This is a genomic window from Nonomuraea sp. NPDC049480, from assembly GCF_044465905.1.
Taxonomy (GTDB): domain Bacteria; phylum Actinomycetota; class Actinomycetes; order Streptosporangiales; family Streptosporangiaceae; genus Nonomuraea.
On the sequence record NZ_JBITMD010000038.1, the window covers coordinates 47798 to 73816 of the forward strand.

The window sequence follows — 26019 nt, forward strand, 5'->3', positions numbered from 1 at the left end:
GCCGGTTCTGCCTCCTGCTGGGGGCCTCCTCGTCTCTGGCGCCTTCGACGACGTTCCCGTAGATCTCATAGCGGATCGTTCCGGTGCCGTCGTCTTCGGGTTCTGGGCAGCAGCCGAGCGTCAAGCCGATGACCTCTCCCGCCCTCATGCCGCTGAGGTATCCGACGACGATTGAGGCAGGCCGTGGACAGGTGCCTCGTGAGGGCCGGCGCGTCCTGGACGTTGATATGCGGAGGTTGTCGATTGCAACGACCTGTGATGATCGAATTGCCTCCGGACCAGTATGACCGCAGCTGGAGGGGAAACCCCGCGACGGCGATCGTGGCGCTGTGCCCTCAGGCGGTGGCCTGGTCGAGGAGTTCGAGGAGGTGGTGGTACGGCCGGCCGGTCGCGCGGGTGAGACCGAGCTCGCAGGTACGGTTGACCGAGGCGTGCTCGGCGAAGTTCCCGGCCGTCACGGCGGCGGCTTCGGCGCGGGTGGCCGAGGCGGTGAGCTCCGGGTGGAGGAGGCCGCGGTCGCCGGCGAAGGCGCAGCACTGCCATCCGTCCGGGACGACGACCCGCTCCGCGACCGCTTCGGCGATGCGGGTCATGGCGGCGTCCAGGCCGAGCCGGGTGGAGGAGCAGGTGGGGTGCAGGGCCAGGGAAGGCCGGCGGCGGCGCACGGTCAGGCGCGGCAGGAGCTCCTCGGCGGTGAAGGCGACCGCGTCGAGCACCTGAAGGGCGGCGCCGGGTCCTTCTCCCGCTGAAGCGGTCAGCCGGTGGAATGCCTCGGTGCAGGAGGCGGCGTCGCTGACGATCGGGATGCGACCGCCGTCGGCTGCTCTGAGCAGGGTGTCGCGGACGCGGCGGGCCATGGTCTCGTGGCCGTCGGTGTAGCCCTTGGACGACCAGGGCGTGCCGCAGCACAGGCCGCCGATCCCCTCCGGTACGTGCAGCCGCACGCCCGCGCGCGCTGCCAGGCGGATGAACGCGTCCATCACGCCGGGGCCGCCGTCGGCCGGGGCGAACAGCGTGTTCAGGCAGGACGGGACATAAACGGCGTCCGCGTTCCGCACCGGCTCCGGCCGGCGGCGCTTCCCGCCCCTCGGCAGGTCGCGGGTCCACTGCGGAACGGCCTCGGGGCCGGTGACCGCGCGGGCGGCGCGGCTGGCGGCCTCCGGGAGGCGGGGCGGGACCGCCTTCGCCGTGTCCAGTGCCAGGTCAAGAGCCCTGGTCACCCCGGTCCAGTGCTCGGCGGCGGTCTTCGCGCCCTTCTGAGCCAGACGGCCGTGGCGTTCGGCGCGCAGGCGTTTGGTCAGATCACCGGTGTTGATCAGGACCGGGCAGGCGGTGGCGCACATGCCGTCCACAGCGCAGGTGTCCACGGCGTCGTAGCCGTACTCGGCTTCGAGTTCGCGGGCGAGGGCGTGGTCGCCGGCCTCGCGGGCGGCGGCCAGCTCCCGTCGGAGCACGATGCGCTGGCGCGGGGTGGTGGTCAGGTCGCGGCTGGGGCAGACGGGCTCGCAATAGCCGCACTCCACGCAGCGGTCGACCTCGGGCTCGACGGTGACGACGGTCTTGAGGTCGCGCAGGTGCGCCTTCGGATCGTCGGTGAGGACGACGCCGGGGTTGAGCGTGCCCGCCGGGTCGCACAGGCGCTTGACCTCGCGCATCACCTCGTACAGCTCGTCGCCGTACTGGCGGCGGACGAACGGGGCCATGACGCGGCCGGTGCCGTGCTCGGCCTTGAGCGTGCCGCCACGGGCCAGGACGGCTTCCACCATGTCCTCGGTGAAGGCGGCGTAGCGCTCCAGCTCGGTGGCGAAGCGCTCGTTGAGCATGAAGTGCAGGTTGCCGTCCTTGGCGTGGCCGAAGATGACGCTGCGCTCGTAGCGGTGCCGGGCGAGCAGGGCGGTCAGCTCGTCGCACAGGTCGGCCAGCGCGGGCACCGGGACGGCGACATCCTCCAGGAGGGCGGTGGTGCCGCTGGGGCGAGCCCCGGCGACGGAGGCGTACAGGCCCTTGCGGATGTGCCACAGCGCCGCCCGGCCGCCCGCGTCCCTGCTGAGCCGCGCGGGCGCGGACAGGGTCAGCTCGGAGAACACCCGCTCGGCGACGCTTTCCCGGCCTGCCAGCAGATCGGGGTCGGACTCCTGCCATTCGATCAGCAGGGCCGCGTGCTCGGCGACGGCGAGCGTGCGCAGCACGTCGTCCGCCTGGGGATCGGTCCGGGCCACACGGAGTGATTCGGCGTCCAGCAGTTCGACGGCGGCGGGCGCGGCCTCGACGAGCTGCGGCATGGCGGCCATCGCCGCCCGCAGGGTCGGGAAGACGAGCAGGCCGGTGGCCGCGAGCCGATGGGCCGGGACGGTGCGCAGCACGGCTTCGGCCACGAAGCCCAGGGTGCCCTCGCTGCCGATGATCAGGTGGGCCAGGATCTGCGCCGGAGAGGAGTGGTCGAGGAAGCTGTTGAGGCCGTACCCCATGGTGTTCTTGATCGAGAACTGGGTGGTGATGCGGCGGACCGAGCCGGGGTTGCCGCGCACCCGGTCGCGCAGCCTGAGCAGCCCTTCGGTCAGGCCGGGCTCCAGGACGCGCAGGCGTTCGTCGGCGTCGGGGGCGCCGGTGTCGATGACGGTGCCGCTGGGCAGCACGAGCGTCATCGACTCCAGGGTCCGATACGTGTTGGCGTGCGTGCCGCACGTCATGCCGCTGGAGTTGTTGGCCACGACGCCGCCGATCGTGCACGCCGACTCGCTCGCCGGGTCCGGCCCGAGTTTGCGGCGGTAGGGGGCAAGGCGGGCGTTGACCTGCCGCAACACCGCGCCGGGCTGGACGCGTACCCGCGCCCCGTCGTCCAGCACCTCGATCGAGCGGAAGTGGCGGCGGGTGTCGACGAGCAGGTGCTCGCTGACCGCCTGCCCGCTCAGGCTGGTGCCACCCGAGCGGAACGTCAGCGGCAGGCCCGTACGCAGCAGCGCGGCCACCTGCTCGGCGCTCTCGGGCACCAGCACGGCCTGCGGGGTGAGCAGGTAGTGGGAGGCGTCATGCGCCATGCCCAACCGGTCGCTGGCCCGCGTGCGGGCGATCCCCGGGACGGCTGCCTCCACCGCCGCCAGTACGGCAGGATCGGGGATGCGCATTGTGCTGGTCACGCGTACTTTCTCACAGTCTCGGATCGATGTGGATCTTCGGGCCCGGCCTGGCATCGGACGGTCGGTGCCCAGCCAGGATGTCGGCGGTCTCGGCCAGGCCGACCGTGGCGGCCTCCAGCGGGCGGGCGTCCACCGAACCGTCGGCGCGGGCGGCGATGGTGCCCGCCGGCCCGGCCGAGCCGCCGAGGATGCCGACTGCGGTCACGTCCCGGAGCGCCAGGTCTCGCCTATCGAGGATACTCGGTGTTCCGGCCAGCAGGCCGATCGTGCCCGTGCCCAGTATCAGCAGCCGCTCTCCCGGCCGCACCCCGGCGGCGCGAAAGGCTCTCAGCGCGTTCCCGCCTGTTCGACCAGCGCGGGCCGGGAGGCGGCGGATACCAGGAGCGACCCGTGCGGTCAGTCGGAAGTTTTTCTTGAGGTCAAGGGGTTGCACGTGTTGGGCGGCTTGCCCTCAGCCCAGGAGGCGCCCGCACCGCCACCGGCGAATACCTGGCCGAGGCGGAGACGCACGGCGCCGGATGGGCCTGCACCTGGGCGCTATGGACACTCGGCCTGGTCGAGCTCCGTCACGGCGACGTCGGCAGGTCGGCGGCGCTGTTCCGCGAGGCGCTGCGGCCCCACCACGATCTGCACACCGCCACCGAGAAACGAACCCTGACCGCCCTTGGCGAGAAGGCATAACCGGCCGCCTTCGCCTACGGAAGCCGGGTCAAGGACATCCAGCGGTTCGTCCTGGAGGAGGCATCAGGCGATGCGGTGATGGCTCAGAGAGCGCTGCCGGTTGTTCCTCAGACGCCCGGCCATCGAGAATGCCCCTCCTGGTGGCTCACGCGCCGGTCGAGTCCAGGAGGGGTACGGGCGAAGGCTGCCGCCGCGTCCACGTGGAAGGTCGAGCGGCGTGCCGTCGGCCGGCAGGTCGTGGCCTTCGGGCGTGTCCATGCGTTGCGAGATCGCGGCTACCGGGCGTGCGACGTCGAGCCGTCATGTGAGGGCCGGTCGCGGATCTGCAGCAAGGAGCCCACTTGGTCCAATTCCAAGTGGATGATCTCGTTGGTGCCCGTTTCAAGCAGGGGTGCCGGGATGTACAGGGTCTGCTGAGGTCCTTGCTTCCAGTAGCGGCCCAGCAGGACACCGTTGATCCAGACGTATCCTTTGCCCCAGCCGGGCAGTGCCAGGAACGCGTCCGCGGGCTCGGCCACCTCGAGTGTGGTGCGGAAGAACGAAAGCGGCTCGCTCGTCGTTCCCGGCTGGAATCTCAGCCGAGATATGTCCTCCAGCGGGATCGGCCGCGTTGTGTATCCGTGCACGTATTGGCCGTGGTGCAGGACACCGCCGACGATGCCCTTGCGCTCGCCGAGCAGTGGACCGTAGTTGGTCCGTCCCATCGATTCCACGAGGATCTCCAGGGCGGCATGCCCGGGCACGAGCAGTACGGGGGGATCGGCGTCCCGCTCGACGACGCCTGCGAGGCGGCCGTCGACGAAGACATGCGCGCGGTCGTGTACGCCGCGCAGGGAGAGCGGGTACGGCCCGCGCGGTCCAGGAACGGTCGCCTGGTACAGGACCAAGCCGTGGTCCAGCCCCAGGTCCTCGAACGTCGGCGGCACCGGCGCGGTGGTCTCCGGCCACGCGATGGCGTCCAGTGCTTCGTGCAGCCGCACCGACTGCGCGGGGCGCAGCGTGGCGGGAGGCAGCGTGGCGGGCACAGGGGGCACGTCGGGGAGCTCGCCGCCATAGCGGGAGAGCACGTCCCGGAATCGCCAGTACTTCTCGGTGGGCGCGCCGCGCTCGTCGATGGGCGCGTCGTAGTCATAGGAGGTCACCGTGGGCCGCCATGGGCCGGCGCTGTCGTCCCCGGTGCGGTTGGCGCCCGCCCACGTGCCGAAGGTGGTCCCACCGTGCGCCATGTACAGGTTCACCGACGCCCCCGCGGCCAGGATCCGCTCCAGGGTGTCAACGGCGTCATGCGGGTCGCGGGTGACGTGTTCGTGCCCCCAGTGGTCGAACCAGCCGCACCAGAACTCCATGCAGAACAGCGGGTCGTCCGGCCGGTGGGCGCGCAGCGCGGCGAAGGCCTGCTCGGGATCGGAGCCGAAGTTCACCGTGGCCAGCACGCCGTCGATCGTGCCACCGGTCAGGCAGTGGTCGGCCGGCCCGTCGGAGGTGCACAGGGGCACCTCGATACCGCGGCTGATCAGGCCGTCCGCCAGATGGCGCAGGTAGGCGTGGTCGCTGCCGTAGGAGCCGTACTCGTTCTCCACCTGGACCATGATCACGTTGCCGCCGCGGGTGACCTGGCGCTCGGCCACCTGGGGGATGAGCCGGTCGAAGTAGCGATCGACGTGGGCCAGGTAACCGGGGTCGCTCACGCGGATGGCGCCGGTCAGCCAGACGGGCAGCCCGCCGTTGTCCCATTCGGCGCAGATGTACGGCCCGGGCCGCACCATCGCCAGGAGCCCTTCGGCCGACACCGCGTCCAGGAACGCGCCCAGCTCGTCCAGGCGGCGAAAGTCTCCCGGCCGCGGCTCGTGCAGGTTCCACGGCACGTAGGTCTCGACCGTGTTGAGGCCCATGGCGCGCATCATGGCGAGCCGGTGCTTCCATTGCTCGGGGTGCACGCGGAAGTAGTGCAGTGCGCCCGACAGCACCCTGAACTCCGCGCCGTCCAACCGGAATGCGCCGTCATCGACGGAGAAGACGCGCACGAAACCATCCTTCGCAGGGTGTGGGCGATGATCGGCGGGTCATCTGCTGATTCCGGCGGTCATGCCGTCGACGATGCGACGGCCCAGCCAGAGATAGAGCACGATCATGGGGTAGACGAGGATCACGATGCCCGCGAACATGCCGCCCCAGTCGGAGCTGTACTGCATGCTGCTGTACAAACCGAGGAGCGCGGCGGGCAGGTTGCGTTCCTCGGGGAGTGGGGTGATCAGCAGAGCGAGCAGAGTCTCGTTCCACAGGCCCATGACGTTGAGCACGAACACCGTGGTCAGGCCCGGCCTGGCCACGGGCATGATGACCTGTACGAACGCGCGGAGCGGGCCGGCGCCGTCGATCTCGGCCGCCTCCTCGATCTCGTGCGGCAGCGAGCGCATGTACCCGGTGAGCACGAAGACCGCGAAGGGCACCGACAAAGCCACCTGGAAGACCAGCAAGGTGATGCGGTTGTCCCACCAGCCGGTGACCCAGTCCTCCATGAAGGTGTAGACCGACAGTTTGATCACCACGATCGGCACCAGGATCGTCTGAATCGGGATGCTCAGCCCTATCGCGAAGTAGTTGATCGCAGGGCCGGCGACACGCCGGCTCGAGCGTGCCAGCACATAGGCGGCTGGGGCGGACACCGCCACGATCAACACGGATCCGAACAAGGTCAGCACCACGCTGTTCATGGCCGCGGCGGAGAACTCCGCCGCCTGCCACGCCGAGCTGAAGTTGTCCCAGCGCGGGGTCTCCGGCAGGGCGAACGGATTCAGCCACACCTCGCCCGATTCCTTCAGCGACTGGATGCCCACCCACGCGATCAGGGCGAGGTTGAAGACCACCCAGGCCCACAAGGCGACCGCCGTGGCCCTGGGCAGCAGGATGTCCCCGATCAGACGTCTCATGACAGCTCCACTCGATCACGCCTGGTGATGCGCCGGGTCAGCACGATCAGTACGGCCGTCACGAGGAGCGTCATCACGCCCATGGCCGCCGCGCTTCCGAGGTCCGGCAGGCCGGCGCCCTTCACCACGATGAATTGCTGCACCGCTATCGTGCGGGCGGGGATCGGCGGCGCGGCAGAGGTTCCCGCGGTGGTGAAGGCCAGCACGATGTCGAAGATCTTCAGGCTGCCGACCACCCAGAGTACGGCGGAGACGGCGAAGACGTCCCAGGTCAACGGCAGCGTGATGTGCCGGAACTGCTCCCATTTGGTGGCCCCGATGAGCTGGGCGTCCTCGTACACGTGCGCCGGGATGGCGTCGGCCGCCGACATCATCAGCGCGACGTAGAAGCCGGTGCTCGACCAGACCAGGCCGCCCACGATGCAGCGGAACACCATCTCGGGGCCGAGCCAGGGCTGCGGGTCCAGGCCGAACCACTCGAGCACGGTGTTGACCGCGCCCTCGGGGTTGAGCAGGAAGCCCACCGCCGCGCCGATCGCGATGATCGAGATGACCATCGGCAGGAAGACGACGGCCCGGATGAAGGCCCGCCCCTTGAGCTGCCTGAGCACGACCATGGCGAGGAAGGTGAAGGCGAAGATCAGGCCGCCGCCGGCGACCGCCATCACGAAGGTGTTGGTGAAGGCCGTGGCGAAGACCTCGTTGTGCAGCAGCGCCACGTAGTTGTCCAGCCCGCGCCAGGCCATCTCCGAGCCGGGTCCCGACCATCTGGTGAAACCGACCCAGATCCCGAACAGCGAGGGCGCGACGAACAGCAGGGTGTAGACCAGGAGCGCGGGCAGCAGGAAGGGCCAGAAGGCCCGTTCATAGGTTTTCATCCGGTCGCCAGGTGCGCGGCCGTCCGCTTCTTGCCCTCGCTGACGAACGTGGTCGCGTCGATCTTGCCGGAGAGCAGCTTGTCGCTCAGGGGCAGGAACATGTCGCCCCACCAGGTCTTGTCGGCACCCGCGTAGTCGTAGCTCAGGTGCGTCTCCTTGGCCTCCAGCACCGCCTTCTGCACGTCCGCCATGTGCGCGGGCGCGGGCACGTCACCGCGCGAGGAGATGTTCAGCGCCACGGTGGAGAACTGCTCCATGTACTTCTTCTGCAGCGCGAAAGCCAGGAACTTCTTGGCCGTGGCGACGTTCTTGCCCTTGGCGTTCACGCCCCAGCCGAGTGTTCCCACCTCGATGGACCTCTTGCCGCCGGCGGGGACCTGGAACGAGGCGACCTTGAAGCCGGGAGCCAGCTGGGGCTGGACCTCGCTGGCCAGCCAGGTGCCGTTGAGGTTCAGGTCGTATTTGTCCTGCGCCCAGGCGTTCTGTGCGGCGGGGAACTTGGTCGCCATGAAGTCCCGCTGGAAGTAGCCGCCCTTGGCGAGTTGCTCCACCTTCTTGGCCGCGTCGAGCACCTGGGGCTTGTCCCAGTTGGCCGGGTCCTTGGCCAGCTCGGCGAGGCTCCCGGCGCCGTTGGCGCCCACCAGCAGGCTGTAGAACCAGAAGACGTTGTAGAAGGCGATCGTGCCGTCCTGGCCGATCGGGGTACGGCCGGCCTTCTTGGACTCGTCGAGGAAGGCGATGAACTCCTCCCAGTTCTGCGGGTACAGCCCGGGGTGCTTGGCCGCGTTGTACCAGACGGCGGTGGAGATGATCGTGTGCGGAAGGTAGGCCAGGCCGTTCTTGCCGGAGGAGGCCCGCCGTACCGGCTCGGGGAGCACATCCTTGACCGTCTTTCCCTCGCCGGGGACCTGTGCGTTCTCCAGGTCGTCCAGCGGGCCGATGATTTGCTGGGCGGTCAGGGTGTCGATGTCCCCGGTGGTGGTGTCGAACAGGTCGGGGCCTTGGCCGGAGGCCATCTCGGCGTTGAGGTTCTCGTTGCCGGTGCGGCCGACGAACTTCACGTCGACCTTGGTGCCCGTCTCCTTGGCGAAGTCGTCGAAGATCGTCTTAATGATCTTCGACTGGGGTTCCGCCGCACCCCAGGACGAGCGATAGGACAGGGACTGCTGGACGGGTTCACCGCTGTTCTTCTTGCCGCAGGCGGCCAGGCCGAGGGCGCCGATCAGGAGGAGAGCCGTCATTTTACGCATGGTGGGGGGCCTTTCCTATCGAGACGACGGTTCGGGTGTGCCTGGCCTGTTCCGCGGCCCAGACCACCCGGTGCGTGGCGAGGCTGGCTTGTGCGTCGGTCGGGACCAAGGCCGGGTTGTTGTCGCGGACGGCGGCGAGGAACGCCGCCATCAGCGCTCCGTCACCCCCTCCGTGCCCGGAGGCGGCTGAGGCGTCCGCTCCGGCGAGGGCGTCGATCATCGACACCTCATCGGTGAGGAAGTCGTGGACGCGGAGCGTCTCGCCGTCGCACTCGATCGAGCCGCGCGTGCCGAAGATCCTGGTCTTCCTGTGCTCGAGCGCGCCGAACGCGGTCATGGTGCAGGTGGCGCTGGTGCCGTCGGCGAACTCCATGATCACCACCTGGCTGTCGACCACGTCGTTGTCGCAGGCGTAGACGCATCTGCCGTACGGGCCCTCGCGCAGGGCCGTGAGCACGCCCTCCTCGGTGAAGTCGCGGGTGATCGCGCCGAGCGGCCACCCGTGCCGAGCCGGATCGGCGAGGCAATCCATGTACAACTGCCTGGCCGAGTAGGGGCAGGTGGGTTCTATCGAGCAGTCCAGGCATCGGTCGGCAGCCCCTGCGGGCCTGCTCTCCTTGGTGAAGTGGACGAGCTTGCCGAAGGAGGAGACCCGCTCGGGCACCTCGCCCTTGATGTGCACGATCCAGTCAAGATCATGGCAGGCCTTGGCGAGTAGCATCGGGGCCGACTCGGCCTCGTTTCGCCAGTTCCCCCGCACGAAGGAGTGTGCCTGGTGCCACCAGCCGACCTGCTCCAGATGCTGGATGTTCATGATCGGGCCGATCCTGCCCTCGTCCAGAAGCTCCTTGAGCCGGGTGGTGTAGGGCGCGTAGCGCAGCACATGGCAGACCGCCAGGATCACGCCGTTGCGGTCGGCGGCCTCGGCGATGGCCGCTGCGTCTTCCTCGGTCGGCGCCATCGGCTTCTCCAGCAGGATGTGGTACCCCAGCTCGGCCGCGCGTACGGCGGGCTCGAGATGCAGGCGGTCCTGCGTGGCCACGATCACCGCGTCGGCCAGCCGCTCGCCGGCCAGCAGCTCCCGCCAGCCGGCGAAGGCCCGCTCGGCCGGGATGCCGTGCTCGGCCGCGAAGTCCGCCCGCCTGCCCTGGTCAGGCTCGGCGACGGCCACGACTTCGGCCAACCCGCCTTCGCGTGCCAGCCTGGCGTAACCGGTGCCGCGCAGGCCCGCCCCAATCACGGCAAGAGTGACCATTCGCATCCCCCGCAGGTTGTACATTATTAATGAAGCCTGTTTTTATTTGTGCCATGCAGGTTCTGTCAAGGGGGCAAGCGTGACCATTCGCGGCGGCGACACCTCGCGGCTTCGCCGGATCAATCTCGTGACGACGCTCCGCACGGTCCGGTCGCAGGGGCCGCTCGGACTGACCGAGCTCGCCAAGGGGGCCGCGCTCTCCAGGCCGACCGTCGAGGGCCTGGTCGAGGAGCTGCTGGCGGCGGGCTGGCTCGTGGAGCTGCCGCCGGAGAGCGGCCAGATGGGGCGGCCGGCCAGATTGTTCGCCTTCCACGCGGCGGGCGGCCACGTGCTCGGGATCGACATCGGCTCCTACACGCTCAGGGCCGGCGTCGCCGATCTGGACGGCGCGGTCGTGGCCGCGCACGACGAGCAGATCGCCCCCACCGCCGGCCGTGCCGAGCGACTGGCCGGCCTCAGGACGGCGATCGCGGCCGCGCTGGAGGCCGCAGGGCTGACCGCCGACCGCATCGCCGCTGTTTGTGCCGGCACGACCGGTGTGGTGACCGCCGAGGGCGTGGTGAAGCTGTCGGTCGGCCTTCCCGAGTGGACCGGCCTCGATCTGGCGGGCGAACTGCGCGCGAGCTTCGACTGCCCCGTGCTGGTGGAGAACGACTGCAACCTGGCCGCGCTCGCCGAGCGTTGGCGCGGACAGGCCCGCAGCGTCGACGACCTGGTGTTCGTGCTGTCCGGCGTGCGCACGGGCGCGGGCATCCTGGTGAACGGCAAGCTGCTCAAAGGAGCCAGGGGCGGCGCGGGCGAGATCGGCGCGCTGCCGCTGGTCGGCTGGCACCGCGCGCCCGTCCACCTGACCGGCTTCCAGGGCCTGCCGCCCGGCACGCCGCCACGGGACGCCGCCGCCCAGGTCTTCGCCGCGGCCAGGTCCGGCGACCCGGCCGCGCAGTGGGCGGTCGAGCAGTACGCGCGCGACCTGGCGGAAGGCATCGCCGCGTTGGTGCTGACCGTGGATCCCGAGCTGGTGGTGCTCGGCGGCGGCGTCTCGCGCTCGGGCGACGTGCTGCTCGCGCCGGTGCGCCGGCATCTGGACCCGTTCTGCCTCGAACCTCCCGTGGTGGCGATCTCCGATCTGGGGGAGCAGGCCGTGGTCCTGGGGGCGGTACGGCGCGCGCTCGATCACGTCGATGCCCGCCTCTACGACTTCGACGCCCCCCTCCCGAAGCCATCCTCTTGACGATCATGGCGGCGGCCCGCTCGGTGTCTCCGCCCGCTCCGGCGAGCTGCTGTGGGAGCACCTGAACAAGGCGAACAGTCCGTGACGACCCTTGACCAGAATTAACCAAGAACTCATGATAAGTGCCCATGCGACTACGAGCCATCCCCTTACTTTCTGTCACCCTGCTGCTCGCGCCATTCGCGCCATTCGCGCCGGCTGCCCTGGCCGCTCCGAACGCTGCCCAGCTATGGGTCGAGAGTCCGCAAAAGACCGTCTACCGCACGACGACGGTCCCGCAGAGACCAAGCGCCTCCATCAACCTCACTGCCGCCCGCGGTGAATACGAGAGCGCGCAGATCGCCGTGCGCGCGAAAGAACGGCTGCGCATCGAGCGTGTCCGATTCGGCAACCTGACCGCAGACGGCAGGCGGCCGATTGCGGGAGCCAACCTGAACTACCACTTCGTTGCCTACAAGGACGACAGCAAGGTCGCGGCGAACCCGTTCTTCCCCGATCGTGAGGGCAACCTGCTCTATCCCGAGTCGGCCATGCCGGACCCGCTGTCCAACGACCGGGCGACCTGGGTCGAGGCCGGCCAGACCCAGCCCGTCTTCGTGACCGGCTTCGTGCCGCGCGGCACGGCGCCCGGCACCTATCGCGGCACGGCGACGGTCGAGACGACTCGTGGCGACTACGCGGTCCCGATCCAGTGGACCGTGCACAACGTCGAGATCCCCACGATCGACAAGTCACCGTTCACCAACTACCACTGGACGATGACGAACGGTTTCACCTGGGACGGCTTCAGCTGGAACGGTGAGGCCGGCCAGGCCTACGACGTCGGCAAGCATTACTACGGCGTCGAGACCTACGGCGACGCATGGTTCGACCTCATGGACGAGTTCGCACGCAAGCTGGCTGAATATCGCACCAACATGGTCTGGCTCCGCACCGACCTGTTCCTGCAGTCCACCGGCACGGAGCTGTCGGAATTCGTTCAGGGGATTCCGAGCGACATCGACTGGACGAACTTCGACCGCTATGTCGAGGCGTTCAAGCGGCAGGGGATCACGAACTTCGCCAACCAGCATCTCGTTCACGCGCTGAACAAGATGCCGGACGACGAAAAGCCCAACGAGAGCTGGAACACCAAGCTGCCGGACAGCCTTCCGGTCACCGACGCCTTTCTGACGAACTATCTCACCGCTCTGCACGAGCACCTGAAGAGCAAGGGCTGGACGAACGGCCTGACGTGGTATCAGCACATTCGTGACGAGCCCATCACCGCCGATCAGCGCAACCTCTGGACCTATGTCGCGCGCAAGATTCAGCAGATCAATGCCGGCATCGGCGCAGATTTCCGCACCATGGACGCCGACCCCGACGGCATCCTGCTCGACGACAGGACCAAGCCCTATGTCGACACCTGGGTTCCGCTGACGCCGGCGTTCGAGCACAAGAAGGCCGGCTACAAGGCACAGCAGGCCGCGGGTCAGGACCTGTGGGTCTACACGTGCGAGGTCAACACTCCCCCGTGGCTCAACCGGTTCTGGACGCAGCCGACGATGGCCGGCCGCATGCTGTTCTGGGACCTCGAGCGCGAGGGCGTGCAGGGTCATCTGCACTGGGCGTGGAATGCGTGGTACGTGGGTCCCTGGAAGGGCGACTCCTACATCGTCTATCCCGACAAGGCCAACTTGACGGTGAAGAGCAGCCTGCGTCTCGAGGCACATCGCGATGGTCTTGAGGACTACGAGCTCCTCAACATCCTGAGGAAGCGCAACCCGGCCTTGGCGGAGCAGATCGTCGACAGCGCGATCAGCCCGGAGGACCCGCGGCGCTACACACTCGACCCGGCATATCTCGACGCTCTGCACCGCTACATCGTGCGGGCGGCCGCGGGTGAGACCGTCGGCGCGATTCCGCAGCCGACAAGCCCATATGAGGGGCAGGTCGTCCCTCGTACATTCCTGCTCGACAGCACCGATGACAACATCAGCTACTCCGCCGGCTGGGCGCCGCGGCAGCGGCAGTCCGCCTACCTCGGCAGCGTTCACCTCAGCAAGACCGCCGGCAACAAGGCGACCTACGAGTTCGACGGCACCGGTATCGACGCGTTCTTCGAGAAGAACACGACGACCGGAAAGGTGTCCGTGTCGGTCGACGGTGGGCCGGCGACGGCGATCGATCTCTACGAGGCGGTCCAATACGACCGCTTCACCGCATATCGAAAGACCGGGTTGACACCGGGCAAGCACCGGATCGAGATCACCAACCTCGAGAACAAAGAGGTGCGGTTCGACGGATTCCGCGTTCATCTCGCACCTGGGCAGCAGCACTTCGACGCGACGTTGAAGGATCTGAAGCTCGCCAACGTCTCGGAATTCACGTTCGAGGGGCATCGCGGTGACTATGCGCTGCTCGTCAACCAGGGGGCGAGCACCGTCGGCCTGACCCCGACGCTGACCGACGCCGGCGGCACGATCACCGTCGATGGCAGCGCCGTCGCCAATGGTGCGACCGTCGACGTCAACGTGGCGAACGGCAAGAACAAGGTGGAGATCCGTACGCTGGCAAGCGACGGCCGGACCGCGAAGGCCTATGAGCTCACGCTCGTGAAGGGCGCGGTCAACACGGCGGACGCCAACATCGCCCGCAGCCATTCGGCGGTGTCGGCTTCGGCCGCGCGTGATGGCGATGGCGGCGTGCAATACGGCCCGCAGAAGATGGTCGACGGCGAATACGGCACCATGTTCGCCGCCAAGCAGGGCTACACCGACGCGAACCCGTTCCCGCACGAGATCGTGCTGGACTGGAAGGAGCCGAAGGCGTTCAACACGCTCGTGGTCGCGACCCGTGGTGGCATTCCGCAGGGCCTGACCGACGTCGACGTCGAGGTCTCGGCCAACGGCACCGACTGGACGACCGCCGCGCAGGGCGTCGCCTTCCGGTGGACGCACGACGATGACGACGGAATCATGGAGTATTCCGTCGCCGATCTTCCCGACCTGCAAGGCGTCAGGAAGCTGCGCCTCAAGATCAACGATGCGAACTACACCCGCTGGAGCATGTATGCCGTCTATGAGCTGGAGCTTTACAACCTGCCGGCTCTGCGTCCGGCCACGGGCAGCCAGACCAGCCGGCCACCTGCGAGCACGCCGGCGGGCAGCCGATGACCGGGCAGGATCCGCTGCGCCGGCCAGTCCGGTGACCATCAACATGGCTCCAAGAGCCCAATAGGGAAGCGGATTCGCACCCGTCGCCTTGGTCAGGCGACGGGTGACCCGGGCGCTCCTCGGACGACACGGCTGTGGCCGCGGGCGGCTTCGCCCTGAGCGGCTCTAGCCGGAGCCGAGCGAGCCGACCGTCACACGCCACTCGCGCAGCTCGCGATCCTTGGTGACCTGCAGCTGTGTGTAGGGGTCCTGGTCGACGAGCGCCTGCGCCGCGGTCTCGTCCTCCGCCTGCAGGACGATCATGCCGGCCGTCAGGTCCGTGAAAGGGCCGGCCGCGACGAGGCTGCCCTGCTCCAGGAGCTTGTTCAGGTGTGAGAGATGCTCCTCGCGGCGCTCCGCCCTCAGCGGGGTGTCGTTGTAGCCGTAGGTCAGGACGAACAGTGCCATGCCGGGATACTCCTTTTCTGCCTTTACCTTGGACGACCGGGACGGTCTGACGTCGCCGGTGGAATCGGGTCGCCGGAGAGCCCGTACACCCGTCGTGCGTTGCCGGCGAAGATGGCGCGCTGGTCGGCGGGCGGGAGGTGGGCCAGCGCGTCCTTCCACGTGCCGACCAGCCGCGGCATGGTGGTCCAGATCTTCTCGACCGGGAAGTTGGTGCCGAACATGGCCCGGCCGGCGCCGAACCAGCCGATCACCTCGTCGGCGACCAAGGAGATGAGATCGGGATCCACCCGGTGGACGAAGGTGCCCTGCCCGGTGAGCTTGACGACGATGTTGGGCCGCTCGGCCAGCGCGGCCATCCCGGCCCGCCACGGCTCGAGGCACTCGTGGCCGATGAGCATGCCCGCGTGCACGAGGACGAAGGTGACGTCGGGGAAGGCCGCCGCCAGCTCGACCGCGTCCGGCATCTGCTCGGGAAAGACCTGCAGCTCGAACAGCCAGCCGAGGTCGGCGAGCGCGCCGATGTTCTTCCTGAAGACCGGATCCTTCATGCGGTCGGGCGCGGTGGCGAACCGGAACTCCGGGCGCTCGTGCCAGTGCAGCTGCTGCCGGATCCCCCGGATCAGTGGCGTGAGCGCGGCCTGCCGTCGCATGCTGTCCGGAGCGTCCTCGTCGAACATGTCGGCCGCTCCGATGACGGCCATCGGCCAGCCCGTCTCCTGATGGACTTCGCGAAGCCATCGCACCTCGTCCACGACCCGGTCGAGCGGCCAGTTCGTCTGCACGTAGACCGACTCGCCGATGCCCGAGGCCGTGGCTTCGGCGACGTACTCGCCGATCAGGTAGTCCCGCCTGATCGGCTCGTACGGGCCGAAGATCCGCGGCACCATCGGCCCGGACAACCACGGCAGGTCCCCGGCCCGCCAGATGTGGTGGTGCGAGTCGACGATGTCGCCCGCGTAGCGTGCCGCCTCCGACATGACGATCACTCCTTGACCAGGGTCTGTACCTGCTCGTAGGCCGTACGCAGGTCGCGTACGCCCGCGAGCGTGTCCACACTGCCGAGCACTGCCGACATGCCGCGGGTGACCGGCCGGTACGCCGGGTCGCAGGCGAGCGGCGACCACCACAACAACCGGTGGCCCAGGAGCGACAACCGCCGTACGGCCGCCTGCATCGGCCCGCAGTCGCCGCGTTCCAGGCCGTCCGAGAGCACGATCACCAGGGCGCCGCGTGCCGCGGTGGCATATCGGGCGTTGCCGAGGAACTCCTGGAGCGAGACGCCGATCCGGGTCCCGCCCTCGGCGTCCAGGACGACGTCGCTCAGCGAGCCGACGGCCGCGTCGACGTCCCGTGCGCGCAGCGGCTCGGTGACGCGGGTCAGCCGGGTGCCGAAGGTGAACACCTCGACGCGGTCGAGGCGGCCGACCGCGGCGTGGGCGAAGCGGAGGTAGCCGGCGCTGTGCTGCTTCATCGAGCCGGACACGTCGATGAGCAGCAGCACTCGGCGCCGCCGCCGCGGACGGTTCCGCCGCCGCAACGTCACGATCTCGCCGTGGGTGCGCCGGGCCTCACGGCAGATCCGGGCGAGGTCGATCCACGGACCTCGCCGGCCGGGCCGCCGGCGGCGCGACCGTACCGTCGGCACCGCGCCGGGCAGTTCCCTCCGCAGCAGCGAGAGCAGTGTCCGGTCGTCCTCATTCGCCGGGCCGAACACCGGGCGTCTCTCGCGCTCCGAGGAACTGGCCTTCAGCCCCGCCTCCCCGCCGGACGTCGCCGTGAGGGGAGCCTCTTCCCCCTCCCCGCGCGGCGCGGGGGCCTCGTCGTCGGGGAATTCATGATCGGGGACGGGGCGCGCCGCGACCTCCCCGAACCAGCGCTCGAACGTGGGGGAGTACACCTCCAGGTCCTCGTGGGAGGTGGTGAGCGTGGCCGCCCCGATCCAGTAGAGGTGCGTGGCGTCGCGCGGCCCGACGGCCTCGATCGCTTGAAGGAAGACCCGCTGTTTCGGCACCGGTACGCGCAGGCCCTGATCGTGCAGGTCCCGCAGGAACCCGCGCACATGATCGCCGATGCGCGCCACGAGGGACCGCTCAGTCACGGAACACCTCCGCGGCGTGGCGGCCGACGAGCGCCAGGTCCTCCTCGTGCTTGACGAGCAGCCCCGCGGACCGGCGCATCGCCTCCAGCCAGCTCGAACCCTCACGGGCCAGCGCCTGCACGCCGCGGGCCCAGGAGACCGACTCCGCGATGCCCGGGCGCTTCAGCAGAGCCAATCCGCGGATCCGATGCACGGCGGCCACGAGGCGAGCCGCGCTTCTCTCGTCCAGACCCGGCGCCTGCGCCCGGATGATCGCTCGCTCCCGTTCGGCGTCGGGGAAGGGGATCCAGTGGTAAAGGCATCGGCGCTTGAGCGCGTCATGCAGTTCGCGGGTCCGGTTGGAGGTGAGGATGACGAACGGAACGGTCGCCGCCCTCATGGTGCCGATCTCCGGGATGGTGATCTGAAAGTCACCGAGGAACTCCAGAAGAAACGCCTCGAACTCGCTGTCCGCACGATCGATCTCGTCGATCAGCAGCACCGCGCCGGATGCCGCCCGCAGCGACCGCAGCAGCGGGCGCTCCAGCAGGAACTCCTCGCGGTACAGGTCGCCGACGCCGCGTCCCTCCACCTCGGCGGCCCGCAGGGACAGCAGCTGTTTCGGGTAGTCCCACTCGTACAGCGCCTGGGACGCGTCCAGGCCTTCGTAACACTGCAGCCGGATCAGCTCGCGGTCGAGGACCCGGGCCAGGACGTTCGCGACCTCCGTCTTGCCGACCCCCGGCTCGCCCTCCAGAAGCAGCGGAAGCCCGAGCACGCCGGCCAGGTGGACGGCGGTGAGCAAGCCCTCGTCGGCAAGGTAGCCCTCCGCGCTCAGCCGCCGATCCAGCGCGCCCTGATCAACCAGCACGGCCGGCCCGCAGCTCGTCGAGTCCGCGCAGCACCTTCTCCGGGGTGAACGGCATGCTCGTCAGCCGTACGCCGACCGCGTCGTACACGGCGTTGGCGATCGCGGGGATCGGCGCGTTCGCCGTCATCTCGCCGATTCCCTTGGCCCCGAACGGCCCGTTGCCGGCGGGCCGTTCGAGGAACACGCTCGTCTGCTCCGGGATGTCGGCCGGCCCCGGCATCAGGTACTCGGTGAAATCGACGGGGCCGTGCTCGCGCGAGCCCGGATAGTACGGCTCGGTCGACTCGAACAGCGCGTGCGACAGGCCCATCCAGGCGCCGCCCTCGACCTGCTGCGTCGCCATGGCCGGGTTGAGCGCCCGGCCGATCTCGTACGTGTTGTAGAGCCGCAGCACCTCGATCACGCCGGTCTCATCGTCGACCTCGACCTCGGCCACCGTGCACGCGTGCGCCTGGCAGGAGTCCGGGTCCATCTCGCCGGTCTCCGGCACCACGGTGCTCGGCTCCTTGAGGAAGATGCCCCGGCCGGAGATGGTCCGTCCCTGCCGGAAATGCGCGGCCAGCGCGACCTCGCTGACGTGGATCTTCTTTTCCGACGATCCTTTGAGGCGGATGAAGCCCGTGCCGTCGGTCTCCAGATCTTCCGCGTCGACCTCCAGCTCGTCGGCGGCGACCTGGAGCATGACGTCCCTGGCCTCGCGCGCCGCCATGATCACGGCGTTGCCGACACGGTGGGTGCCTCGGCTGGCGAACGTCCCCATGCAGTGCGGGCCGGTGTCCGTGTCGGCGGTGTCGACGATGATGTTCTCGATCGGAATGCCGAGCGTCTCGGCCGCGCATTGGGCGACGACCGTCCGCAGCCCCTGGCCGAGATCCACCGAGGAGAGCGTGACGACGAATCCGCCCATCGTGGTGGCGTGGACGAGTGCCTGCGACGGGTCGCCGCCGAGGTTCATCCCGGTCGGGTAGTTGACCGCCGCGTATCCGCGCCCGTGCCGTAACGCCATCGTTCAGCCCTCCGATCGTTCGGTCGACGACATCGCGCGATACTCCGGCGGAAGGTCGTGCCCCACCAGGTCGGCGGCGCTCTGGATCACCTCGACCAGCGCCGTGCCGGACGCGATCTTGCGATGCGCTTTCATGTCGCCGTCCCGGTAGGCGTTCGTGAGCCGCAGCCGCAGCGGGTCCATGTTCAGCTCTCGCGCGACGTGGTCCATGTGCGACTCCAGGGCGAAGTCGCCGATCGTGACGCCGAACCCGCGCATGGCGCTGGACGGTGTCCGGTTCGTGTAGACGCAGTAGGCGTCGACGTGGACGTTCGGGATCGTGTACGGGCCGGGCATGTGCGCCGCCGCCTTGGTGGTGCCGTACGGGCTGTGCCGGGAGTACGCGCCCGCGTCCACGTAGAGCGTGATCTTGCGGGCGACGATCCGGCCGTCGTCCATGACGCCGTCCTTGATGGAGATGCGCTCGGCCGCGCGCGTGGACGACACCTGCATCTCCTCGGCGCGGCTGTAGACGTACTTGGCGGGCCGGCCGGTGAGCATGGCGGCGATGCAGGCGAGCGGCTCGACGATGACGTCGACCTTGCCGCCGAAGCCGCCCCCCACGGTGCCCCCGACGACGCGCAGACTGGTGGGCGGGGCGCCGAGGATGAGAGCGGTGTTGTCGAGGGTGAAGAAGGCGGCCTGGGTGTTGGTGTGGATCCGCAGCCGGCCGTCGCCCTGGGGGACGACGATGCAGCCGGTCGGCTCGACCGGCGCGTGCTCGATCGGCGAGGAGCTGTAGCGGCCTTCGATGATGCGGTCCGCCTCCGCGAAGCCCCGCTCGACGTCGCCGAAGCGGATCCGGCGGCAGTGATGTCCCTCGTACACGAAGTGGTTGGTGCCCGCCTGCTTGATGATCGGGGCGCCGTCGGCCAGCGCCTCCTCGACGTCGAGAACGGCGGGCAGGTCGGTGTAGTCGACCACCACCCGGGCCGCGCCCTCACGGGCGGCGTCCTCGGTCTCGGCGACCACGGCGACGATCGGCTCGCCGCGGTAGAGGACCCGATCCTCAGCCAGCACCGGCTCGTCGTCGGGCCCCACGCCGATCAGGCGCAGCACGACGTACCAGTTGCCCGGCACGTCCTCATGGGTGATGACACGAAGCACGCCCGGCACCTCGAGGGCGCCGGAGACGTCGACCCGGTTGATGAGGGCGTGGTGCCGCGTGGACCGGTGGATCTTGACGTGCGTCATCTCCGGCAGCGTCATGTCCTCGAAGAAGACCGTGCGGCCGGTGACGTGACCGCGGGCGTCCGAGCGCTGGACCGCGGAGCCGATGACGGCGAAGTCGCCCGCACGCTCGCCCTTGAAGTACGCGGTGTCGATCGGGGTGACGCGCGCCATCAGACCTCCGCCTCCGCGTGCGCGCCGCCGCCACGGTGTTCCGCGGCGGCGAGGACGGCGGCGATGATCGGCTCGTATCCCGTGCAGCGGCAGACGTTGCCGCAGATCGCCTCGGTGACATCCGCACGGGTCGGATCCGGCTTCCGGTTGAGCAGCGCCGTGGCGGACATGATCATCCCGGGGGTGCAGAACCCGCACTGCGTCGCGAAGAGGTCGACGAACGCCTGCTGCACGTCGCCGAGCCGGTCGCCGTCGGCCAAGCCTTCGATCGTCTCCACGGCAGAGCCGTCGACCGTCACGACGGGGATCAGGCACGAGACCACGGGCCGGCCGTCCAGCAGCACCGTGCAGCTGCCGCAGCCCCCTTGCGCGCAGCCGCGCTTGGCCCCCATCAGTCCGAACGTCTCGCGCAGGGCGCTCAGTAACGTCGTCGACGGCCGGGCGATCAACTCCCGCTCGGCGCCGTTCAGCTTGAGCGTGACGATTCTCGAGGGCATACGATCCCCTTTCAGGCCCCGAGCAGGGCGCGACGCAGGTGGACGGGGTAGACCCGGGCGCGGTACCACGCGGAGGCGTAGGCGTCGTCGAACGGCTCGATGACGTCCGCTTCGGCCGCCTGGGCGACGACCTCGGCGTTCAGCGGTGCGCCCAGCAGAACGCGCTCGGCGCCGACCGCACGCACCACGCGGCGTGCCAGGCCGCCGAGTGCGAGACGGACGTCGCCGACCAGGCCGTCCTCGATCGTGATCCGGGCCGCCACGGTGACGATGGATCCCGAGTTGAGACGCCGCCGGCTCGCCTTGTGGAACCGGAACGCGTCCTCGGCCGGAGCGGTGAAGCGGACGCGGGTCACCAACTCGCCCGCCCGCAGGCCGTCGGTGACGACCCGCTCGAGCGGCTGGCGGCGCGCGCCGTCGGCGCCGAGTACGTCCAGCTCCGCGTCCAGGGCCAGAAGAGCCACCGCCAGGTCGCCGTACGGCTGCGGCACGAAAAGGTTGCCGGCCACGGTGGCGAGGCTGCGGACCGGGGGAGAGGCGATCGAGCGCACACAGCCGGACAGGTACCTCAACCGAGCGTCGGCCTCGATCTCCGCGAGCGTGGTGGCCGCGCCCAGGGCCACGGTGTCGCCTTCGACGTCGATGCCGGACAATCCCGCCCTGCGCAGGCTGACCAGCCGCAGGTCGCCGCCGGCTTGATCGTTCAGCCGGGCCATCAGATAGGTGCCGCCGCCGAGGGGCACGGCCCCGGCCTGAAGCGCCGCATGAGCCGCCTCAGCGCTCTCAGGTGTCTGAACGGATGTCAGCATGCGCACTCCAACTATCGATATCGATAATTCACAGTACGTGGCATGATCTAAGAGTCAAGGGTGCTTTGGGCTCTCAACGTCACAGGAGGCTTGTTGTCGGAACCCTCGGGGAACTCGTCCGCCGTCCCGCGCTCCGGGCGGCCGACGCTGAGCCAGCAGATCCGCGACGGTCTGCTGCAACGGATCGTCGCCGGCGAACTCGGCGAGGGCGACCGGCTGATCGAGACGAAGATCGCCATCGAGTTCGGAACGAGCCAGGCCCCGGTCCGGGAGGCGCTTCGGCAACTCGAGGGCCTCGGCCTCATCGAGGGCCAGCCTCGTCACGGCAGCCGGGTGCTTCCCTTCGCCGAGCAGACGATCCGCGAGGCGTACATCGTGCGGGCGGCACTTGAGGAGACCGCGACGCGGCTCGCCATGCTGACCGGAACCCTCCCCTTCGACCGGCTGGGGGATGCGGTCGAGGAGATGTACCGCTGCGCCCGGGACAACGACGTGCACGGCATCGGCCTGGCCAGCGCGCGGTTTCACCGGCACGTCGTGCAGGCCGGCGGCAACGGGCTGCTGACCCGCGCCTGGGAGACGCTGCAGATCGAGGCGCGTACGGCCATCGCCCTGATGGTCACCAAGCCGGAACTCGAGCGGGTCGCCGATGAGCACCGCGAGCTACTGGACGTCATGCGCGCCGGGGACGTCGAGATGGCCTGCCGTCACGCCCGCGACCACCAGTGGGCCTACGCCGACACGCCGCACGACCCGTACGGAACGCCGAAACATGAGGACTGGAACGTGTGACGGCAGGGTAGCGCCTTGCTCCATCACCATGGCCTCGGCTTCGAGTGTGTAGTGCTGGAGGAAACCGGCGGAGGCGGCCTCGTCCCGCGTGCGCCAGGTGAGCCGGTGGATCGGCGGGCCTTGCCCACCGTCCGGCGAAAGCCTCCCCTGTTCGGTCCCGCCTTGAGGCCGGCCGTCACCCGCAGCACGCCGTGGCCGCTGTCCGCGTTCCTGACCTTCAGGCGCGGGCAGGGGAAGCGGAGGCCGTCTCGGCCATGGCAGGGCACTCGCCAGGGACAGCGTCATGATCGCACCGGCCGTCATGAGGGCGGACAGGGTCTTGAAACCGCGGGACATAGTGCTACCCCAGCCAGGGTCGTTGACGAAGAGGACTCGACGGACGAGGGCCCGCGCGAGACATGTTGTCAACGTACGGATCGGCGGGCGGCGTGGAAGCAAACCGGGGTTTGCAGCTCGGGGGTCAACTTCGGTGGTAGGCGTCCTGCGACTCCCGCCGTACGCGCGACACCCTGTTCACCGCGTGGCAGGGTGCCCGGCTGTCAGCGCAAGCCCGGTTTGACCAGGCCGCATTCATAGGCGACGACCACGACCTGGGCGCGGCTGCACACGCCCAGCTTGGCCATGAGACGGTTGAGGTGGGTCTTCACCGTGGCCTCGCTCACCTGCAGAGTCTCGGCGATCTGCGCGTTGGACAGCGCCCGGCCGACGAGCTGGACCACCTCGGTCTCCCGCGCGGTCAGCCCGGCGAGGCTCGGCGGCGGTGTCTGGGCCACGGGGGTGTTGAACGCCTCGATGAGGCGCCTGATGGCGACCGGGGCCAGCAGGATGTCACCGGATGCCACCGTGTGGACGGCGGCGATCAGGCGCTCTGGAGGGGTGTCCTTGAGCAGGAATCCGCTGGCGCCCACGCGGAGGGCGTTGTAGACGTATTCGTCGAGGTCGAACGTGGTCAGGATGATCACCTTGGGCGCGTCCTCGCCGCCCGTCAGGATGCGCTCGGTGGCGGTGATGCCGCTCATGCCGGGCATGCGGATGTCCATGAGGATGACGTCGGGGCGCTGGGCGGAGGCGAGCCGTATCGCCTCCTCGCCCGAGCCCGCCTCGCCGACCACGTCGATGCCGGGGGCGGCGCGCAGCAGGGCCGCCAGGCCCGCACGGATCAGGACCTGGTCGTCCACCACGGCTACCCTCACGTCCACTCGCATCACCATCGGGGTCTGAGAGCCATCCTCCCTATGGGGGCGGGGACACGGGGAAGGACGCGGCTACTTCGTAGCCACCTTCGGGGAGCGCGCCCGCGGTGATCGCGCCACGGTAGAGCTTGACACGTTCCGTCATGCCCAGCAAGCCGTGCCCTCCGGTCATGGGAGCCCGCGTGCCCCGCCCGTCGTCTGTGACGCGAAGGGCTACCTCGTCCGGGCCGTAGGTCACCACGATCCGCACGCGGGCATCATCGCCGGCGTGCTTGAGCACGTTGGTCAGCGCCTCCTGAACGATGCGGAACGCGCACAGGTCCAAACCCTGAGGCAGCGGCCGCGGCGTTCCCTCGACGGTCATGTCGATCGACAGGCCCGCCAGCCGCATCCGCTCGATCAGCGGCGGCAGACGTTCGAGACCGGGAGCGGTGGTGTAGAGCTCCTCGTCCGCGTCGGCCGGCTCGACGCGCAAGATCGACAGCAGCCGCCGCATCTCGGCCAGGGCCTCGCTGCTGGTGCGGGCGATGACCTCCAGAGTCTGCCGCGCCGTCTCGGGTTCGGACGACGCCACATAGAGGCCGAGCCCGGCCTGCACGGAGATCACCGACATGTGGTGGGCGACCACGTCGTGCAGCTCACGGGCGATCTGCATGCGCTCCAGCGCGACCGCCCGCTGCGCGGCGGCCTCCTGCTCCTGGTGCAGCCGGTCGGCCAGCTCCGCGAGTTGCCTCGTACGCGAGTCCAGCAACCGCACGCTCGTGCCGATGCTCACCACGCAGCCGGACACCACCAGAGCCTGCCCCAGCGCCGACCACAAGGCCACTCCCGGCACATGCCAGGACGCGTGCGTCCACTCCGCGACGACGGGCACGGACCAGAAGAACGCGGCGCGCAGGGGCCGGTGCGCGGCGACGGTGTAGAGCGCCAGCAGGGGGCCCATGTTGTTGAGCCCGTAGTGGTAGCCGAGCAGGTGGTAGATCACGGCCCCGGACACGCTGACCACCAGCACGGTGTAGGGCGCGCGGCGGCGGGCCGCGAGGGGGGCGTTGACCAGCAGTGTCAGGGCCAGCGATGGCAGGTCGGCCGGATGGCGTCCCTGGCCCGGCTCGGCCAGGGCCCACAACGAGCTCGTGATGATCAGGAACAGGGCCAGTGCGATGTCGGCGATCGCAGGGTTGATCTTGGACAGCCTCCGGATTGACGGGGGCGCGCCGTTGAGCATCCGCCAGGCTAACGCGGGGCGGTCCCCGCCCGCATTCAACGCTGAGTGGAGACCGTATACCACGGAAGTCGCACTCCCAGGGATGCAGCCGGCTCGCGGCTACCGCAGAAGTAACGGCAGCGCCACCAGCCTGACGGGCGGCACCATCACCTCGACGGCTCGGCATGGGTGGCGCCTGGGGGAAGGGAGGAGGCGTGGCGGAGTGCGGATCGGCCTGACTACCTCGCCGTCAACGCGGTGACCAGGTCGTCCAGTCCGTCGAACCGCCAGTCGAAGACGTCGGAGCTCGCCGGCGGATCCCCGGCCGGTCGCTGGACGTAGGCGGTCCGCATGCCCCTCGCCTGAGCTCCGCGGAGGTCCCAGGCGTGGGCGGCCACCATGAGCACGCATTCTGGTGGACATCCGGCGGTGTCGATGGCGAGCTGGTAGACCTCCGGCGCCGGCTTGTAGAACTGGACGGCTTCGGTGGACAAGACTTGGTGCCAGCGCAGCCCGGCGTGTGCGTTGAGTCGCAGCAGAGCGGTGCGGCCGGCGTTGGAGAGCCCAAGCACGGGGAACCGCTGCGCGAGCCGCTGCAGACCGGCGACGGAGTCGCCCCAAGGCGGCAAGCGCTGACCCGCGGTGGCCAGCCGTGCGATGACGGCTGGATCGGCGAGTCCAGCATGGTCGGCCACCCGTTGAGCAGCCTCCCCGTCGATGATCTCGGTGTTGACGTACGGGCGGTGCCCTTGCACGACGCGTTGTTGCTCGCGTTCGACATGGTCCTGCCACGCGGTGAGCAGCTCGTCGACAGACGCATCGTCCGACGCCGGCACCGCGTCGCGAATCGCCGCTCCAAGCCCGCTCCGTTCGTCGACCAGAGTTCCGAGGACATCGACGACGACGACCTCGATGTCGCAGATCTCGGCCATGCGTTCTCCTGTTCACGTCGGCGTCACCGGCTCAGTAGGTGACCGATCTTGCCTCAGGATCCGTCACCGGTCAAGGTGGTGACGTGTCGTCCGGTCGTTCGAGGATCCCGAGCCGGACGGCGGCGAAGGCACGAGCAGCTGCCTCGGCGTGCTCGCGGTCTTCGGCGGCCCAGATCTCGGGCGGGCCCCCGCTCAGCGGGCCATGCCCGGCGGCGACAGGGAACACAATCCGTCAAGTACCGTACGCATGCGATCAATGACATCGCAGTCGTCATCATGGATGATCGT

General features: G+C 69.2%; 21 protein-coding genes. 3 read left to right on the top strand and 18 right to left on the bottom strand.

The window, feature by feature from the left end; genetic code table 11:
- Positions 1-335: 335 nt before the first annotated feature.
- The 7 genes from ACIBX3_RS55120 to ACIBX3_RS55150 all read right to left on the bottom strand — a co-directional run bounded on the left by ACIBX3_RS55120 (position 336) and on the right by ACIBX3_RS55150 (position 10137).
- Positions 336-3137, bottom strand: coding sequence for an FAD-binding and (Fe-S)-binding domain-containing protein (locus ACIBX3_RS55120; protein WP_397128833.1), 2802 nt, complete (start codon positions 3135-3137; stop codon positions 336-338).
- A gap of 10 nt (positions 3138-3147) precedes the next feature.
- Positions 3148-3444, bottom strand: coding sequence for a hypothetical protein (locus tag ACIBX3_RS55125; protein WP_397128834.1), 297 nt, complete (start codon positions 3442-3444; stop codon positions 3148-3150).
- Between the two features lie 649 nt (positions 3445-4093).
- A complete protein-coding gene (locus ACIBX3_RS55130) occupies positions 4094-5842 on the bottom strand; it encodes a beta-galactosidase family protein (protein WP_397128835.1) in 1749 nt (582 codons plus the stop codon).
- Positions 5843-5881: 39 nt separating this feature from the next.
- Positions 5882-6748, bottom strand: coding sequence for a carbohydrate ABC transporter permease (locus ACIBX3_RS55135; protein ID WP_397128836.1), 867 nt, complete (start codon positions 6746-6748; stop codon positions 5882-5884).
- Entirely contained in the window at positions 6745-7626 is an 882-nt protein-coding gene (locus tag ACIBX3_RS55140; RefSeq protein WP_397128837.1) for a carbohydrate ABC transporter permease, read from the bottom strand. The genes ACIBX3_RS55135 and ACIBX3_RS55140 overlap by 4 nt, the downstream gene beginning before the upstream one ends.
- A complete protein-coding gene (locus tag ACIBX3_RS55145; RefSeq protein WP_397128838.1) occupies positions 7623-8867 on the bottom strand; it encodes an ABC transporter substrate-binding protein in 1245 nt (414 codons plus the stop codon). The genes ACIBX3_RS55140 and ACIBX3_RS55145 overlap by 4 nt, the downstream gene beginning before the upstream one ends.
- Position 8868: 1 nt before the next feature.
- Positions 8869-10137 carry a Gfo/Idh/MocA family protein gene (locus ACIBX3_RS55150; RefSeq protein WP_397128839.1) on the bottom strand — a complete coding sequence of 423 codons (1269 nt, stop codon included), beginning with the start codon at positions 10135-10137 and terminating at the stop codon, positions 8869-8871.
- Between the two features lie 73 nt (positions 10138-10210).
- Here ACIBX3_RS55150 and ACIBX3_RS55155 point away from each other — a divergent pair, with 73 nt between their 5' ends.
- Together ACIBX3_RS55155 and ACIBX3_RS55160 are read left to right on the top strand one after the other, a co-directional pair.
- The gene (locus ACIBX3_RS55155) at positions 10211-11362 is read left to right on the top strand and encodes an ROK family protein (RefSeq protein WP_397128840.1); all 1152 of its coding nucleotides are present in this window, start codon (positions 10211-10213) and stop codon (positions 11360-11362) included.
- A 128-nt stretch (positions 11363-11490) separates the two neighbouring features.
- A complete protein-coding gene (locus ACIBX3_RS55160; protein ID WP_397128841.1) occupies positions 11491-14520 on the top strand; it encodes a glycoside hydrolase domain-containing protein in 3030 nt (1009 codons plus the stop codon).
- A 165-nt stretch (positions 14521-14685) separates the two neighbouring features.
- Here ACIBX3_RS55160 and ACIBX3_RS55165 read toward each other — a convergent pair whose 3' ends face one another.
- From ACIBX3_RS55165 to ACIBX3_RS55200, 8 genes are read right to left on the bottom strand one after another with little or no spacing between them, the layout of a single operon-like run.
- Positions 14686-14967: a YciI family protein gene (locus ACIBX3_RS55165; RefSeq protein WP_397128843.1), complete on the bottom strand. Its 282-nt coding sequence runs from the start codon at positions 14965-14967 to the stop codon at positions 14686-14688.
- A gap of 23 nt (positions 14968-14990) precedes the next feature.
- A complete protein-coding gene (locus ACIBX3_RS55170; protein ID WP_397128844.1) occupies positions 14991-15944 on the bottom strand; it encodes an amidohydrolase family protein in 954 nt (317 codons plus the stop codon).
- 5 nt (positions 15945-15949) lie between these two features.
- Positions 15950-17065, bottom strand: a complete 1116-nt coding sequence (locus tag ACIBX3_RS55175) for a VWA domain-containing protein (RefSeq protein WP_397128845.1) — start codon at positions 17063-17065, stop codon at positions 15950-15952.
- A complete protein-coding gene (locus tag ACIBX3_RS55180; RefSeq protein WP_397128846.1) occupies positions 17058-17915 on the bottom strand; it encodes an AAA family ATPase in 858 nt (285 codons plus the stop codon). The genes ACIBX3_RS55175 and ACIBX3_RS55180 overlap by 8 nt, the downstream gene beginning before the upstream one ends.
- A complete protein-coding gene (locus ACIBX3_RS55185) occupies positions 17905-18921 on the bottom strand; it encodes a xanthine dehydrogenase family protein molybdopterin-binding subunit (protein ID WP_397128847.1) in 1017 nt (338 codons plus the stop codon). The genes ACIBX3_RS55180 and ACIBX3_RS55185 overlap by 11 nt, the downstream gene beginning before the upstream one ends.
- 3 nt (positions 18922-18924) lie before the next feature.
- Positions 18925-20304 (bottom strand): xanthine dehydrogenase family protein molybdopterin-binding subunit, encoded by a 1380-nt coding sequence (locus ACIBX3_RS55190; RefSeq protein ID WP_397128848.1) that lies wholly within the window; start codon positions 20302-20304, stop codon positions 18925-18927.
- Positions 20304-20801, bottom strand: a complete 498-nt coding sequence (locus ACIBX3_RS55195; RefSeq protein ID WP_397128849.1) for a (2Fe-2S)-binding protein — start codon at positions 20799-20801, stop codon at positions 20304-20306. The genes ACIBX3_RS55190 and ACIBX3_RS55195 overlap by 1 nt, the downstream gene beginning before the upstream one ends.
- A gap of 11 nt (positions 20802-20812) precedes the next feature.
- A complete protein-coding gene (locus ACIBX3_RS55200; protein ID WP_397128850.1) occupies positions 20813-21610 on the bottom strand; it encodes an FAD binding domain-containing protein in 798 nt (265 codons plus the stop codon).
- Between the two features lie 93 nt (positions 21611-21703).
- Here ACIBX3_RS55200 and ACIBX3_RS55205 point away from each other — a divergent pair, with 93 nt between their 5' ends.
- The gene (locus ACIBX3_RS55205; RefSeq protein WP_397128851.1) at positions 21704-22402 is read left to right on the top strand and encodes a GntR family transcriptional regulator; all 699 of its coding nucleotides are present in this window, start codon (positions 21704-21706) and stop codon (positions 22400-22402) included.
- A gap of 539 nt (positions 22403-22941) precedes the next feature.
- On the opposite strand, the gene ACIBX3_RS55210 is transcribed toward ACIBX3_RS55205, so the two are convergent.
- From ACIBX3_RS55210 to ACIBX3_RS55220, 3 genes are all read right to left on the bottom strand, one after another.
- On the bottom strand, positions 22942-23601 hold the full coding sequence (locus ACIBX3_RS55210; protein WP_397128853.1) for a response regulator: 660 nt from the start codon (positions 23599-23601) through the stop codon (positions 22942-22944).
- A 34-nt stretch (positions 23602-23635) separates the two neighbouring features.
- Positions 23636-24820, bottom strand: coding sequence for a sensor histidine kinase (locus tag ACIBX3_RS55215; RefSeq protein ID WP_397128854.1), 1185 nt, complete (start codon positions 24818-24820; stop codon positions 23636-23638).
- A 218-nt stretch (positions 24821-25038) separates the two neighbouring features.
- On the bottom strand, positions 25039-25731 hold the full coding sequence (locus ACIBX3_RS55220) for a haloacid dehalogenase type II (protein ID WP_397128855.1): 693 nt from the start codon (positions 25729-25731) through the stop codon (positions 25039-25041).
- Positions 25732-26019 lie beyond the last annotated feature (288 nt).

Excerpts from the sequence above, each read along its gene's own strand:
- ACIBX3_RS55140 (WP_397128837.1), bottom strand. The coding sequence starts at position 7,626 with ATGAAAACCTATGAACGGGCCTTCTGGCCCTTCCTGCTGCCCGCGCTC.
- ACIBX3_RS55215 (WP_397128854.1), bottom strand. The coding sequence starts at position 24,820 with ATGCTCAACGGCGCGCCCCCGTCAATCCGGAGGCTGTCCAAGATCAAC.
- ACIBX3_RS55195 (WP_397128849.1), bottom strand. The coding sequence starts at position 20,801 with ATGCCCTCGAGAATCGTCACGCTCAAGCTGAACGGCGCCGAGCGGGAG.
- ACIBX3_RS55200 (WP_397128850.1), bottom strand. The coding sequence starts at position 21,610 with ATGCTGACATCCGTTCAGACACCTGAGAGCGCTGAGGCGGCTCATGCG.
- ACIBX3_RS55185 (WP_397128847.1), bottom strand. The coding sequence starts at position 18,921 with ATGGCGTTACGGCACGGGCGCGGATACGCGGCGGTCAACTACCCGACC.
- ACIBX3_RS55165 (WP_397128843.1), bottom strand. The coding sequence starts at position 14,967 with ATGGCACTGTTCGTCCTGACCTACGGCTACAACGACACCCCGCTGAGG.
- ACIBX3_RS55135 (WP_397128836.1), bottom strand. The coding sequence starts at position 6,748 with ATGAGACGTCTGATCGGGGACATCCTGCTGCCCAGGGCCACGGCGGTC.
- ACIBX3_RS55170 (WP_397128844.1), bottom strand. The coding sequence starts at position 15,944 with ATGTCGGAGGCGGCACGCTACGCGGGCGACATCGTCGACTCGCACCAC.
- ACIBX3_RS55145 (WP_397128838.1), bottom strand. The coding sequence starts at position 8,867 with ATGACGGCTCTCCTCCTGATCGGCGCCCTCGGCCTGGCCGCCTGCGGC.
- ACIBX3_RS55220 (WP_397128855.1), bottom strand. The coding sequence starts at position 25,731 with ATGGCCGAGATCTGCGACATCGAGGTCGTCGTCGTCGATGTCCTCGGA.
- ACIBX3_RS55190 (WP_397128848.1), bottom strand. The coding sequence starts at position 20,304 with ATGGCGCGCGTCACCCCGATCGACACCGCGTACTTCAAGGGCGAGCGT.
- ACIBX3_RS55150 (WP_397128839.1), bottom strand. The coding sequence starts at position 10,137 with ATGCGAATGGTCACTCTTGCCGTGATTGGGGCGGGCCTGCGCGGCACC.
- ACIBX3_RS55160 (WP_397128841.1), top strand. The coding sequence starts at position 11,491 with ATGCGACTACGAGCCATCCCCTTACTTTCTGTCACCCTGCTGCTCGCG.